At 72.2% G+C, this 13,140-nt stretch carries 14 protein-coding genes; 9 read left to right on the top strand and 5 right to left on the bottom strand.

Features of this window, described 5'->3' with window-relative positions; all coding sequences use genetic code 11:
* Positions 1-23 precede the first annotated feature (23 nt).
* On the top strand, positions 24-590 hold the full coding sequence (locus tag J5X75_RS24845) for a hypothetical protein (RefSeq protein WP_208469914.1): 567 nt from the start codon (positions 24-26) through the stop codon (positions 588-590).
* A gap of 4 nt (positions 591-594) precedes the next feature.
* Here the strand turns inward: J5X75_RS24845 and thpR are convergent, their stop codons facing one another.
* The 4 genes from thpR to J5X75_RS24825 all read right to left on the bottom strand — a co-directional run bounded on the left by thpR (position 595) and on the right by J5X75_RS24825 (position 4,555).
* Entirely contained in the window at positions 595-1,077 is a 483-nt protein-coding gene (gene thpR / locus J5X75_RS24840; RefSeq protein ID WP_274383644.1) for an RNA 2',3'-cyclic phosphodiesterase, read from the bottom strand.
* Positions 1,074-2,126: a septation protein SepH gene (gene sepH, locus J5X75_RS24835; protein ID WP_208469913.1), complete on the bottom strand. Its 1,053-nt coding sequence runs from the start codon at positions 2,124-2,126 to the stop codon at positions 1,074-1,076. Before sepH ends, thpR begins: the two co-directional genes overlap by 4 nt.
* 201 nt (positions 2,127-2,327) lie before the next feature.
* Complete coding sequence (gene serC, locus J5X75_RS24830) at positions 2,328-3,446, bottom strand: phosphoserine transaminase (RefSeq protein WP_208469912.1); 1,119 nt, start codon at positions 3,444-3,446, stop codon at positions 2,328-2,330.
* Positions 3,447-3,448: 2 nt separating this feature from the next.
* Positions 3,449-4,555: a citrate synthase 2 gene (locus J5X75_RS24825; protein WP_208469911.1), complete on the bottom strand. Its 1,107-nt coding sequence runs from the start codon at positions 4,553-4,555 to the stop codon at positions 3,449-3,451.
* Between the two features lie 203 nt (positions 4,556-4,758).
* Between J5X75_RS24825 and pdxH the strand changes: the two genes are divergently transcribed.
* Genes pdxH through J5X75_RS24790 form a run of 7 tightly spaced genes read left to right on the top strand, consistent with a single transcriptional unit; the run spans position 4,759 to position 10,589 of the window.
* Positions 4,759-5,412 (top strand): pyridoxamine 5'-phosphate oxidase, encoded by a 654-nt coding sequence (gene pdxH, locus J5X75_RS24820; protein ID WP_208469910.1) that lies wholly within the window; start codon positions 4,759-4,761, stop codon positions 5,410-5,412.
* 29 nt (positions 5,413-5,441) lie between these two features.
* On the top strand, positions 5,442-6,689 hold the full coding sequence (locus J5X75_RS24815) for an MFS transporter (RefSeq protein WP_208470077.1): 1,248 nt from the start codon (positions 5,442-5,444) through the stop codon (positions 6,687-6,689).
* 10 nt (positions 6,690-6,699) lie between these two features.
* Entirely contained in the window at positions 6,700-7,620 is a 921-nt protein-coding gene (locus J5X75_RS24810) for an aldose 1-epimerase family protein (RefSeq protein WP_208469909.1), read from the top strand.
* On the top strand, positions 7,620-8,237 hold the full coding sequence (locus tag J5X75_RS24805; RefSeq protein ID WP_208469908.1) for a nitroreductase family protein: 618 nt from the start codon (positions 7,620-7,622) through the stop codon (positions 8,235-8,237). Before J5X75_RS24810 ends, J5X75_RS24805 begins: the two co-directional genes overlap by 1 nt.
* A gap of 50 nt (positions 8,238-8,287) precedes the next feature.
* On the top strand, positions 8,288-8,584 hold the full coding sequence (locus J5X75_RS24800) for a type II toxin-antitoxin system VapB family antitoxin (protein WP_208469907.1): 297 nt from the start codon (positions 8,288-8,290) through the stop codon (positions 8,582-8,584).
* A 48-nt stretch (positions 8,585-8,632) separates the two neighbouring features.
* Positions 8,633-9,808 carry an acyl-CoA dehydrogenase family protein gene (locus tag J5X75_RS24795; protein ID WP_208469906.1) on the top strand — a complete coding sequence of 392 codons (1,176 nt, stop codon included), beginning with the start codon at positions 8,633-8,635 and terminating at the stop codon, positions 9,806-9,808.
* 58 nt (positions 9,809-9,866) lie between these two features.
* Positions 9,867-10,589, top strand: a complete 723-nt coding sequence (locus J5X75_RS24790) for a DUF4230 domain-containing protein (protein ID WP_208469905.1) — start codon at positions 9,867-9,869, stop codon at positions 10,587-10,589.
* Between the two features lie 153 nt (positions 10,590-10,742).
* On the opposite strand, the gene J5X75_RS24785 is transcribed toward J5X75_RS24790, so the two are convergent.
* The gene (locus tag J5X75_RS24785; RefSeq protein ID WP_208469904.1) at positions 10,743-10,940 is read right to left on the bottom strand and encodes a PspC domain-containing protein; all 198 of its coding nucleotides are present in this window, start codon (positions 10,938-10,940) and stop codon (positions 10,743-10,745) included.
* A gap of 218 nt (positions 10,941-11,158) precedes the next feature.
* Between J5X75_RS24785 and J5X75_RS24780 the strand changes: the two genes are divergently transcribed.
* Positions 11,159-13,018, top strand: coding sequence for a DUF5941 domain-containing protein (locus J5X75_RS24780; RefSeq protein WP_208469903.1), 1,860 nt, complete (start codon positions 11,159-11,161; stop codon positions 13,016-13,018).
* Positions 13,019-13,140: the final 122 nt, after the last annotated feature.

Raw genomic sequence — 13,140 nt, 5'->3', positions numbered from 1 at the left:
CGGACAGGGCCTAGCGTCTAACCGTGGCGATCGCGCACCTCGCTGTGCTTTCGGCGGCGCTTTCGGCGCTGCTGATCCTGCCGTGCGCCGCCACCATCATGCTCAGCGGCCAGGCCTCCGACCTGCGCCATCTGCTCACCCGCCGGGGCCGCCGCGAGCTGCGTGCCCGTAACGGCCGCGACCGCGCCGCCCATCGCCACCTGGCCCGCCGGGCCCGCCGCCCGGTCGACCGGGGCCCGCGGGGCCGCCACGAACGCGCCTCGCTGCGGCGCCTCGAACGCGGGATGAAGAGCTGGGACCCGTCCCGCCTGTCCGCGTTGCGCCCGCCGCCGATCGAGCGGATCGCGTACGAACTGCGCCGTCTCGACCACCAGCGGCGCAGCTCCCTCGTGGCGCAGTCGGAGGCGCTCTACAACGCCGTGATGCTGGCCTACGACACGTACCTGCGGATGGCGTGCCGCTGCCTGGGCGTGCCGGAGCGCCTCCAGTCGCTGACCGGCCGGGATCTGGATCTGGAGCGGCTCCGCGTGGAGGCCACCCTGGAGGCGGCCGGCCTGATCCTGCGCCGGGAGACCGGCCCGGCCGCCTGAGCGGTCAGAGCGGGGCGGCCCAGAGCCGGTGATACTCGCCGTCCGCGCTGCCGACCAGGGCGAACTCGCCGACCTCCCAGGACGGTCCGGCATAGCCGTCGAGCGCCGCCACGACGCGCCGGTCGAAGCGGTAGGAGATCGTCAGGTGGGGGTGGTACGGCCGCCCCTCGATCGGGAACCCGGCCTCGGTCAGCGCGACCCGGACCCGCTCGCGGAAGGCCGTCAACGGTTCCAGATCACCGAGCAGACCGGCCCAGACCACCGAGCCGAACCGCCCGCTGCCGGCCAGGCGCAGACGCACCGGGCCGGGACCGGGAACCGTGGTCAGGGCCTCGACGACCGGCTCCTCCGGCACGTCGCCGAGAAACGCCAGGGTGACATGCCACTTGTCCGGGCGGCGGGCGGCGTGCGGCGGCAGGTGACGGCGCAGATGGTCGCGGGCCTCCGCGGACGGGAAGACGGCGACGAAGAGGCGCGGGCCGGTCAGGACGACTCGCGGGCCGCCGGGCCACCGCCGAACAACACGTCGTCCCAGCTCGGGAGACGCTTGCGCGGCTTGTTGCTCTCCTCCGACTCGGTGCCGGCCGACGGGCTCTGGCCCACCGTGCGGCGCGGGCGCAGCACCGCCAGCGACGGCACGGCCGGCACCTCCTTCGGAAGGTCGGCGTCGTCGTCGAAGGCGGAACCCGAACCGCCGCCGAGCAGCGCCGCGGCGCCCCCGGCGACCGGGCGGCGGGGAGCCGGCTCCAGGCCACGGCCGGACGAGCCCTCGAGCGGCCGGTCGAGCGAGGCCAGCAGCGCGTCACGGCCGGCGCGGATCGGGTCACGGCCGGGCCGGGCGGGCACCGGGTCGGCGCTGGGCAGGCCGTGACCGCCACGGCTCGGCTCGCTGCTCCGGGCCGGACCGGGCAGACCGTGGCCGCCGCGTTCCGGAGCGGGCTCCTGGCCGAGGATCTGGGTGGGGCGCTCGGCGCACAGGTACTGAGCCATGTCGTCGTGCGGCGACACCACCTGACGGCCCTTGTCCAGATCCCAGATGGCCTGGGCGGTGGCTTTGCCGGACGGCCAGGTGGCGACGATGCGCCAGGTGCCGTCGTCGCGGCGGAACGCGTCCCACGAGATCTTCTCGGTGTCGATGCCGTGCTGCGCGAGACGGCTGTCGACCACCTCGGACAGCGGCTGACCGGAGTCGGACGTCTTCAGCCTGGTCCGGCGAGCGTGCTGGGCCAGCATGGCCCGCTCCTGCAGCACCGGGCCCGCGTAGCGCAGGACCCGGTCGACCGGGACACCGGCGATGCGGGCCACATCCTCCGCGGACTCGCCGGACCGGATGCGGGCCTGGATGTCGCGTGGGGACAGCGAGGGCGCCGACTCGGCGGACAGGACCGCCACGGCCGTGCCGGGAGCCGCGGGCCCCTCGGTGAGGACCCCGGACACCCGCTCGTCGATGGGAAGAGCCAGCAGGCGCCCGACCTCGTCGGCGAGCACGAGAGCCTGACCGTCTTCAGAGAGGGCGACGAAGCGTACCGGCCGCATGCGTTGCCTCCGTCTCGTCGCGTTGGCCTGTGCTCCCGAGAGTCATTCACCCGGGCGCGTTTCGGAACACGGTACGCCCCTTGGTCACCCGATGGGGGTAAGCCACGCCGTCAAACTGCTGACCAGCGGAGATGATCTTCGTTCTCCGCCGCCGGCTTCCTTTCAACCTTTATCGGTACGCCCGGAGCCCCGTCAACACCACTAACTCAAACGCTCGGCCACATAGTCGATGCAGGCTGTGAGAGCGGCCACATCGGACGGGTCGACGGTCGGGTAGAGGGCCACGCGGAGCTGGTTGCGGCCCAGCTTGCGGTAGGGCTCGGTGTCCACCACGTCGTTGGCGCGCAGCACCTTGGCGATGGTCGCGGCGTCCACACCCTCGAAGTCGATGGTGGCCACCGCGGCCGAGCGCAGCGCCGGATCGGTGACGAACGGCTGCGCGAAGGACGACCGGTCGGCCCAGCCGTAGATCGCCGCCGCGCTCTCCGCGCTGCGCTTGACCGCCCAGGACAGGCCGCCCTGCGCGTTCATCCAGTCGACCTGCTCGGCGGCGAGGAAGACGGTGGCCAGCGCCGGAGTGTTGTAGGTCTGCTCCAGCCGGGACTGCTCGATCGCGGTCACCAGGTCCAGGAACTGGGGAACGTACCGCCCCGACGCCTTGATCTGGTAGGCCCGCTCGATCGCGGCCGGCGACATGAGGGCCAGCCAGATCCCGCCGTCCGAGCCGAGCGCCTTCTGCGGGGCCAGGTAGTAGACGTCGGTCTCCCGGACGTCGACGTCGAGGCTGCCGCCGCCCGAGGTGGCGTCGGTCAGCAGGAGCGCGCCCGGGTCGGCGCCCGCCACCCGGCGGACCGGGACGGCCACCCCGGTGGAGGTCTCGTTCTGCACGGTGGCGTAGACGTCGGCGCCGGCTTCGGCGGTCAGGTACGACGCCTGGCCGCCGGGTGCCCGGTGCACGGTCGGCTCGGCCAGGAACGGCGCGTCCGTGACCGCCTGCACGAACTTGGCGCCGAACTCGCCGAACTCGGCGAACTGGGCCTTTTCCCGGACCAGGCCGAAGGTGGCGACCTCCCAGAAGGCGCTGGTCCCGCCGTTGGACAGGATCACCTCGTAGCCGTCCGGGATCGAGAAGAACTCGGCCAGGCCGCGGCGCAGCCGGGCCACCTGGTCCTTCACCGTGCTCTGCCGGTGGGAGGTGCCCATGAAGGTGCGGGACACCGCGGAGAGCGCCTCGACACCCTCGGGACGGACCTTGCTCGGGCCCGAGCCGAAACGGCCGTCGACGGGTTTGATCGTGTCGGGGATCCGGATGTCAGCCACGATCACACATTATGCGGGAGCTGATCCCAGCCCTCGACCTCCTGCGGCTTCCGGGGCTCCGGTCCCACATAGTGGAGACCCGGCCGCAGGATCCGCCCGAGTTTCTTCTGCTCCAGGATGTGCGCACTCCAGCCGGCCACCCGTGCGCACGTGAACATCGAGGTGAACATGTGCGCCGGGACCTCGGCGAAGTCGAGCACCACGGCGGCCCAGAACTCCACGTTCGTCCACAGATGCTGGTCGGGTTTGCGCTCGTGCAGCTCGGCCAGAGCGGCCCGCTCCAGGGCCTCGGCCACCTCGAAGCGCGGGGCGCCGAGATCCTTCGCGATCCGGCGGAGCACCTTGGCCCGCGGGTCCTCGGCGCGGTAGACCCGGTGGCCGAAGCCCATCAGCCGCTCGCCCCGGTCCAGCAGGTCCTTCACGTAGCCGACCGCGTCGCCGCTGCGCTCGACCGCCTCGATCATGTGCAGCACCCGGGTGGGCGCCCCGCCGTGCAGCGGCCCGGAGAGCGCGCCGATTCCGGAGGAGATGCAGGCGGCGGCGTCGGCACCGGTGGACGCGACGATCCGGGTGGTGAAGGTGGACGCGTTGAGACCGTGCTCACAGGAGGAGATGAAGTACGCGTCGACGGCCTTCACGTGCCGCGGGTCCGGCTCGCCGCGCCACCGGCGCATGAACCGCTCCACGATGGTCTCGGCCTTGTCGATGTCCTTCTGCGGGACGGCCGGCAGCCCCAGCCCGCGGGCCGCCTGGGCGACGAAGGACAGCGCGGTCACCGACACCCGGGCCAGGTCGCGGCGGGCCTGCTCGTCGCTGATGTCGAGCATCTGGGAGAGCCCCCAGTAGGGCGCCAGCATCGCGACGGCGGACTGCACGTCGACCCGGATGTCTCCGGAGTGCACCGGCACCGGGAACGGCTCGGCCGGTGGCAGCCCCGGGCCGAACCGGCCGTCCACCAGCAGGCCCCAGACGTTGCCGAAGGAGACTTGCCCGATCAGGTCCTCGATGTCGACGCCGCGGTACCGCAGGGCGCCGCCGTCACGGTCGGGCTCGGCGATCTCGGTCTCGAACGCGATGACGCCCTCGAGCCCCGGCTTGAAGTCGGTCACGGCACTCCCTGTGGAACCGAACTGCGGTGGGCCATTCATCTTGCCCGCCGGGTAACGGCATGGTCGACCCATCGCGATTGTGCTCTGGATGACACCCATCCTGGTTCAACTGACGATTCGCGGTGGGGGATTTACCGTCGTTTCACATCCCGGGGTCACCTCAGTAGTTTGCGCCGGGGAAGGGCCGAGAGCGAGGGAGCGGCATGGGCGCCGAAGCACCGTCACCCGCGGGGATGCGCCGTGACTACGGGGAGTGGCCGCCGCTGACCGAGAGTGTTCTCGCCGCCACCTGGCCGGAGCAGTTCGCGCTCTGGTTCGCCGACGCGGCGGCCTTCGGCCTGCCGGAGCCCAACGCGATGATCGTGGCCACCGCGGACGCCGGGGCGCGTCCCTCGGCGCGGACCGTTCTCCTCAAGGGGTACGACGACAGCGGTTTCGTCTTCTTCACCAACTACGAGTCACGCAAGGGCCGGGAGGCGGCCGCCAATCCGTACGCGAGCCTGGTCTTCCCGTGGTTTCCGATGCAGCGTCAGGTGATCGTGACCGGCCCGGTCGAGCGGGTCTCGCGCGCGGAGACCGAGGAGTATTTCGCGTCCCGGCCGCGCGGCTCGCAGCTCGGCGCCTGGGCCAGCCCGCAGTCGACGGTGCTGCCCGGCCCGGAGGCGCTGGACGATCACCTGGCCGCGGTGGCCGATCGGTTCGGGACCGGGCCGGTGCCGGCCCCGCCGCACTGGGGCGGGCTGCGGGTGCGGCCCGACGCCGTGGAGTTCTGGCAGGGCCGGACCAGCCGGCTGCACGACCGCCTCCGCTACCGCGCGACCGGCGCGGGCTGGGTGGTCGAGAGGCTGGCGCCTTGAGCGTGGCGACCCGGCGGCCGCGGTCCTGGATGATCGACACGCGGCCGTTGCGCGTGCCCACGTTCCGGCGGACCTGGATCGGCAACGGCGCGTCGTACTTCGGCTTCCAATTCACCGCGGTGGCCGTACCGGTGCAGATGTTCGCGATAACCGGATCGCCCACCTGGGTGGGCCTGCTCGGCGTGGCCGGGCTGGTCCCTCTGTTGATCTTCGGTCTCTGGGGCGGCGCGGTGGCCGACGTGGTGGACCGGCGCAAGCTGCTGCTGTGCAGCTCGGTGATCACCTGGGTCAGCACGCTCGCGCTCCTGGCCCAGGCGCTGCTCGGGGTGCGCAGCGGGCACCTGCTGCTGGCGCTCACCGCGGTGCAGTCGGCCGGGTTCGCGGTCAGTTCCCCGGCCCGGCAGGCGATCGTGCCGCGGATCGTGCCGGAGAGCCTGGTCCCGGCCGCCAACACGCTGAACTACACGACCATCACGGCCGGTGGGGTGCTCGGTCCGCTCGCGGCCGGCGTGATCATGGGCATCTGGTCCACCGGCGCCGGCGTGACCGTGGCGTACGCGCTGGACGCCCTGCTGTTCAGCGTCACGTTCTGGGCCACCTGGAAGCTGCCGGACATCCCGCCTGCGGCCCACGGCGACGGCGACGAGAAGCCCAGCGCCGGACTCCGCGGCATCCTCGCCGGCCTGCGGTTCCTGGTCACCCAGCCGGTGCTGCTGCTCTCCTTCGCCATCGATTTGATCGCCATGGTGTTCGCCATGCCCCGGGCGCTGTTCCCGGCGGTCGCGGTGCAGTTCGGCGGCGGCTCGGTGGTCGGCTGGCTGTACAGCGCGATCGCGATCGGCGCGATGATCGGCGGGCTCACCTCGGGCTGGATCAGCCGGATCCGCAGGCAGGGGCTGGCCCTGGTGGTCGCGGTGGTCTGCTGGGGGGTGGCGATCGGCCTCTCCGGGCTGGCCGGCCACCTGTGGGTGATGGTGCTGATGCTCGCCCTGGCCGGCGCGGCCGACCTGGTCAGCGCGGTCTACCGGCAGACGATCATGCAGACCTTCGCGCCGGACCGGCTGCGCGGCCGCCTCCAGGGCGTGTTCACCGTGGTGGTGGCCGGTGGGCCGCGCCTCGGCGACCTGCGGGCCGGGGCCACCGCCGACCTGACCAGCGTCGGCACGTCCTGGGTGGGCGGCGGGTTCGTCGCGGCCGGACTGGCCGTGCTGCTCGCGTGCACCTCGCCCGCACTGATCCGCTACCAGTCCGAGCCGGAGCGGGTGGACGCCGGATAGTGTCGCGGGTATGAGCGCAGAGTCAGCCGCGAGGTCCGGGATCCAGTGGTCGATCGAGGCGGCGGGACACCGCGCCGTCGTCACCGAGGTCGGCGGCACGCTGCGGGCGTACTCCGTCGACGGCGCCGACCTGCTGGACGGCTTCCGCGAGGACGAGATCGCCCCGGGCTCGGCCGGGCAGATCCTGGCTCCGTGGCCCAACCGGATCCGGGACGGGAGGTACGAGTTCGAGGGGCAGACCTACCAGCTCGCGCTCACCGAGCCGGCCCGGCACAACGCCATCCACGGGCTGGTCAACTGGTCACGCTGGCACGCCGTCGAGCAGACCGCCGACGCGGTCACGCTGGAGTACCACCTGCCCGCCCAGGTCGGCTACCCGTGGTCGCTGCGCCTGCGTAACCGCTGGTCGGTGTCGGCCGACGGGCTCCGGGCGGTGCAGGAGGTGGTGAACACCTCGGAGTCGAACGCGCCCTGGGGCTACTCCGTCCACCCCTACCTGCGGCTGCCCGGCGTGACCGTGGAGGACACCGTGCTCCACGTGCCGGCCAGGTCGCGGATCCTGGCGGACAACCGGCTGCTGCCGATCGGCGCCTCCAAGGTCGCCGGGACCGAGTTCGACTTCAGCGAGCCCCGCCGGATCGGTGACCTGGTCCTGGACACCACTTTCGGGGACATCGACTTCGGCCCCGACGGGATCACCGCGGTCACCCTGTCCGACCCGGCGTCCGGCCGCGACATCGTGGTCTGGGCCGACGGGAAGTACCGCTACTGGCAGGTCTTCACCGCCGACACCCTGCACGGCGAGCGGTTCCGGCGGTCCGTCGCGGTGGAGCCGATGACCTGCCCGCCGGACGCCTTCCGGACCGGCCGTGACCTGGTCGTCCTACAGCCCGGTGTGGCCTGGTCGACGTCCTGGGGCATCCGGGCCTGATGGACTTCGACGAGGTGGTCCGCCGTCGGCGGATGGTGCGCGGTTACGACCCGGATCGCCCGGTCCCGCCGGAGCTGGTCGACAAGATCGTCCGGCACGGGCTGCGGGCGCCGTCGGCGGGCTTCTCGCAGGGCTGGAGTTTCCTGGTCCTCACCGAGCGGGCCGATCGCGACCGGTTCTGGGCGGCGACCGCGGACGCCGAGGCGCCGGCCGACGGCTGGCTGACCCGGATGCGGACGGCGCCGCTGATCATCCTGGCGCTGTCCAACAAATCGGCCTACCTGGAGCGTTACGCCCAGCCCGACAAGGGCTGGACGGATCGTGACGAGGCACGCTGGTCCGCGCCGTTCTGGGACATCGACACCGGGTTCGCCGCCCTGCTCATGCACCTCACCGCGGTCAACGAGGACCTCGGCTCGTGCTTCATCGGCCTGCCCGCCGGCCGGGTGGACGCGGTCAGGCAGGCGTTCGGGGTGCCGCCGGAGTTCCGCCCGATCGGAGCGCTGACGATCGGCTACCGGGGCGAGGACAAGAGGTCACCGTCACTGAAGCGTGGCCACCGTCCGGTGGACTCGGTGGTGCATCATGGCCGGTGGACTTCGGCGGGCGAGGTCTGACCGGCCCGAGGTTACGCTGGCATACGGTTCTCACGGAAAGGGCAGCCGCCGTGATCTTCAAAGCGGTCCGGGACGGAGCCCCGTACCCCGATCACCAGACCACGCTCAAGGAGTGGGCGGAGATTCCGCCGCGCAAGGTCTGGCTCGCCGACCTCATCACCACCAAGCGTGAGCTGGCACTGGACAAGCTCCTCGCCGAGGACTCCACCTTCTACGGCGACCTTTTCCCCCATGTCGTGGAATATCAGGGCGCCCTCTACCTGGAGGACGGTCTGCATCGCGCCCTGCGCGCGGCTCTCCAGCAGCGCAAGGAGATCCACGCGCGGGTGTTGGTCCTGGAGGTCTGATCGATCCGGGTCTGTCGATGTTGGACGGCGGCCGGTTAGCTTGACCTCATGGGTGTTCGACCGCTTGACCTGCTGGATCTTGACGATTTGCTGAGTGACGAGGAGCGCGACGCCCGCGCTCTCGCCCGCCGCGTCGCCGACGATCACGTTCGTCCGGCCGTGGCCGAGTGGTACGAGAACGGCGATGCCCCCATCCGCGAACTGGCCGTCGAGTTCGGCAAGGCCGGTCTGTTCGGCATGCACCTGACCGGCTACGGCTGCGCCGGCTCGTCGGTGGTCGCCCTCGGCCTGGCCTGCATGGAGGTGGAGGCCGCCGACTCCGGGATCCGCTCGCTGATCTCCGTGCAGGGCTCCCTGGTCATGTACGCGATCTGGCGTTACGGCTCGGAGGAGCAGAAACTCACCTGGCTCCCGGCGCTGGCGTCCGGCCGGGCGATCGGCTGCTTCGGCCTGGCCGAGCCGGACCACGGCTCCGACCCGACCGGCATGTCCACCCGGGCCCGCCGGGACGGCGACGACTGGGTGCTCGACGGAGTGAAGACCTGGATCCTCAACGCGCCGATCGCCGACGTGGCGATCATCTGGGCGCGAGCCGACAAGGGCGTGGCCGGATTCGTCGTCCCGACCGACGTGCCCGGCTACGCGGCCCGCGAGATCAGCCACAAGATGTCGCTGCGCGCGTCCAGCACCGGCGAGATCGTCCTGGACGGGGTCCGGCTGCCGGAGAGCGCCCGGCTGCCCGGCGCCCGCAGCCTGATGGCGCCGCTGTCCTGCCTCACCGAGGCCCGGCTCAGCATCATCTGGGGTGTGCTCGGGGCGGCCCGGGACTGCCTGGACACGGCGCTCGACTACGCGGCCGCGCGGGAGCAGTTCGGGCGGCCGATCGCCGGATTCCAGCTGACCCAGGCCAAGCTCGCCGACATGGCTCTGGAGCTGCAGAAGGGATTCCTGCTGGCGCTGCATCTGGGGCGGCGGCGGGAACGGCAGGACGGCCCGCTGCGGCCGGAGCAGATCAGTGTCGGGAAGCTGAACAACGTGCGGGAGGCCATCAAGATCGCTCGGCAGTGCCGGACGATCATGGGCGGCAACGGGATCCTGGCGGAGTACCCGGTGATGCGGCACGCCAGCAATCTGGAGAGCGTGCTGACGTACGAGGGGACGTCGGAGATCCACCAGCTGTCGATCGGGCAGAAGCTGACCGGATTGAACGCTTTCGCACGGTGAGCGGCGCGAGTGGGTGCTCCGGTCGCGGATTGTCGTACCCCCTCCGTACCGTTTAGACATGGCCGAATCGCCCGCCCCCGCATCCCCCGACCCCGAGCCCGAGCCGACCAGCGAGTTTCCGGCCGTTCAGCGCGGACCCAGTGGGTTCGCCCGGCTGCTGATCTTCGTGGGCGTCGTCTTCGCCCTGCTGGTGGCGTCCTGCCTCGGGCTGCGCGCGATCAACGTGCTGCCCACCTTCGACAACCCGTTCGCCGACCGGACGACCGACCGCAGCCAGCCGGTGCTCCTCGAGTCCATGCGTGACCTGGAGCGGTTCGTGGCGGCCGACGGCACCTTCCAGGTCATCGTCGATCTCCAGGAGAACCGGGACAACATCCCCGACTTCCTGATCAACCGGCGGACCCTGTTCGTCGGCTCGGGCACCGTCGAGGCCTATGTCGACTTCGGCGGCCTGGCCGGTGACGCGCTCAAGGTGGACGAGGAGAAGAAGACGATCGAGCTGCGGCTGCCCGCCCCGCAGCAGTCCACGGCCGCTCTCGACATGGAGCGCAGCTACGTGGTCGCCGAGGAGCGTGGGCTCTTCAACCGGATCGGCGACGCCTTCCGCGACGATCCGGCCAAGCAGCAGCAGGTCTATCAGCTCGCCCAGCAGCGGATCACCGAGGCGGCGAGGGCGAGCGGGCTGGACGAACGGGCCCGGGAGAACACACAGCGGATGCTGGAGAGCCTCTTCGCGCGGCTGGGCTACTCGACGGTCACGGTGACCTTCGCCAACCCATGACCCACGGTGGTCGTGGGGGGCCCGGGCCCCCCCCCCCGCGGGGCGCCCCCCCCCCCCCCCCCCCGCCACCGGCGATCACCGGCCGGCGTACGGGGGGAGCCGACCAGGCCGGTGTCGCCTACCCGTTCGAGGGCTCACGCCCTCCGACGGGCGTCACTCGCTGGGCATCAGCGCCCAGAGGACCAGGTAAGCCAGGAACTGCGGGCCCGGGAGCAGGCAGGACAGGACGAACAGCAGCCGGACGGTGCCGGGCCGCATCCCGAAACGCTGAGCCAGACCGGCGCAGACACCGGCGATCCGGCGGTTGTGGCGGGGGCGGGAGAACGAGCGGGTCCTGAGGGGGCTGGTCACGTCATCCACTCCTTCGGCGGTGGCCCCGGCTTTCTGCCGTGGCCACTTCGACGGTAGGCACGGGAGCCGGGCCGTCCCTCGTTCCACGGGTGGATGCGAGCGAGTCGGCTCCCGTAAGGGTCACCCGTACCCAGCTGACGCCCGCTGTTAACCTGGACCGCATTTCGGGCCTGGTGAGACCGGTCCGCCGGGTTGAGGAGGCAAGCGGTGGTGCTCCGGTGACGCTGGCCGTTCTGACCGCACGAACCGGCCCCGCCATCCCGGACAGTGACGCCGATCGGCTCGCCGGCGACCTGACCGATGCGCTGCGGGCCGCCGGCATCTCGGCGGTCCACCGCCTCACCCCCGGCGACGGCGCGGCGGCCCGGCTGCGCGAGCTGGCCCGGCAGGCCCGCGACGCCGGCGTCCCCCTCCTGATCTGCGCCGACAACCTGGTCGCCCACGGCAGCCTGCTCTGGACGCTGGCCACCGAACCGGCCGGCCGCAGCACCGTGCTGGTCGCCGCCGACCCGGCCGGTGACCTCAAGGAGGACCGGGGCCGCGTCATCGCCGCCCCGCCCGGCGGCGGGACCACGCGCTACCTGGGCGCCATGTGCGTCGCCCCCGCCGAGCTGCCGCTGCTGGAGAAGGCCGCCGGCAAGCCGGACGTGCTGGCCGAGATGCTCGCCGACGGATTCGTGCCGGTCGCCACCCGGGTGCGCCTGCTGCACGCCGAACAGGTCACCACCGAGGCGGAGCTGGCCGCCGCACGGGACGCGATCGCCGCGGTCGACGAGGACGCGGCGCGCCTCCGGCTCGCCGTCAAGGAACAGGACGACTTCTTCACGACGTACGCGGTGAGCAGCTGGTCGCCGCTGGTCACCAGGGCCGCCGCCCGGCTCCGGCTGACGCCGACCGCGGTGACCGGGCTGTCGGTGCTCTTCGCGGTCGCCGCCGCGCTGCTGTTCTGGCAGGCCTCCCGGGCCGCCATGGTGCTCGGTGGGGTGCTGCTCTACCTCGGGTTCGTGCTCGACTGCGTGGACGGGCAACTGGCGCGGTACACGCGAAAGTTCGACGCCTTCGGCGGCTGGCTCGACACGATGGCCGACCGGGCCAAGGAGTACGCGGTCTACGCCGGACTGGCGGCCGGGGCCGAGCGGATCGGGCTGCCGTACGCGTGGCCGCTCGCGATCGCCGCGATCATCCTCCAGACCGCCCGGCACATGACCGACACCTGGTACGGCGCCCTGCACGACGAGGCCGCCGCCCGCCCCGCCCCGGCCGCGTCCGGTGGCGTCGGGGCCCGGCTCACCGCGGCCTCGGTCAAAGCGCAGAGCCAGCGCGGATCACTGATCTACTGGGCCAAGCGGATCGTGGTCTTCCCGATCGGTGAACGGTGGGCGATGATCGCCGTGCTGGCCGCCTTCACCGACGGCCGGGTGACGCTGGCCGCCCTGGTCGGATTCGGTCTGCTGGCGGCGGCGTACACGCTGGCGCTGCGGTCGCTGCGGGCCCTCTCCATGCGGGTCGGGGTGCTGCACACGGTCGACACCATGCGGCACCGCGACGACGGGCCGCTGGTGCGGTCGGTGCTGAGCCGGGTGGGCGCCGGGTGGCCGCTGCCGTTCGCCGCCCTCTTCACGGTCTACGCCCTGGCCGCGGTGGCCGCCACGGCCGCCGCCGGGCCCGGCCATCGTCCGTGGCTGCTCGCCCTCGTGGTGATCCCGGTGCTGGTCGGCGGCTTCCCGGCCCGGGTGCGGCACGACGGCTCCCTGGACTGGCTGGTGCCGGCCGCCCTGCGGGCCGCCGAATACCTGACCGTGGCGGCCGTGGGCCTCTACGGCCCGGTACCGCCGGCGGTGGTCTTCCTGCTGCTGTTCGCCCTGGCGATGCGCCACTACGACCTGACCGCCCGGATGGAGAAGGGCGCCCCGGCGACCGGCGCGGGTGGCGCGATCCTCGGCTGGGACGGCCGAGTCCTGCTCCTGGTCGTGGTGGCCCTCCTGGGCTACGCCACCGCCGCGACCGCCCTCCTGACGGCCGCCGTGCTGTTCACGTTCACCCTCACCGCCGTAAAGGACTGGAAGGCGTCCCACTAGCCCCCGCACCCGCCGCACCCGCCGGACCTCGGGCACCCGCCGGACCTCGGGCACCGGCCGGACCTCGGGCACCGGCGGGACCTCGGGCACCGGCGGGACCTCGGGCACCGGCGGGACCTCGG

Source organism: Actinoplanes flavus (assembly GCF_017592555.1).
In the GTDB taxonomy this organism is placed as follows: Bacteria; Actinomycetota; Actinomycetes; order Mycobacteriales; family Micromonosporaceae; genus Actinoplanes; species Actinoplanes flavus.
This window is presented reverse-complemented; position numbering and strand designations above follow the sequence as displayed.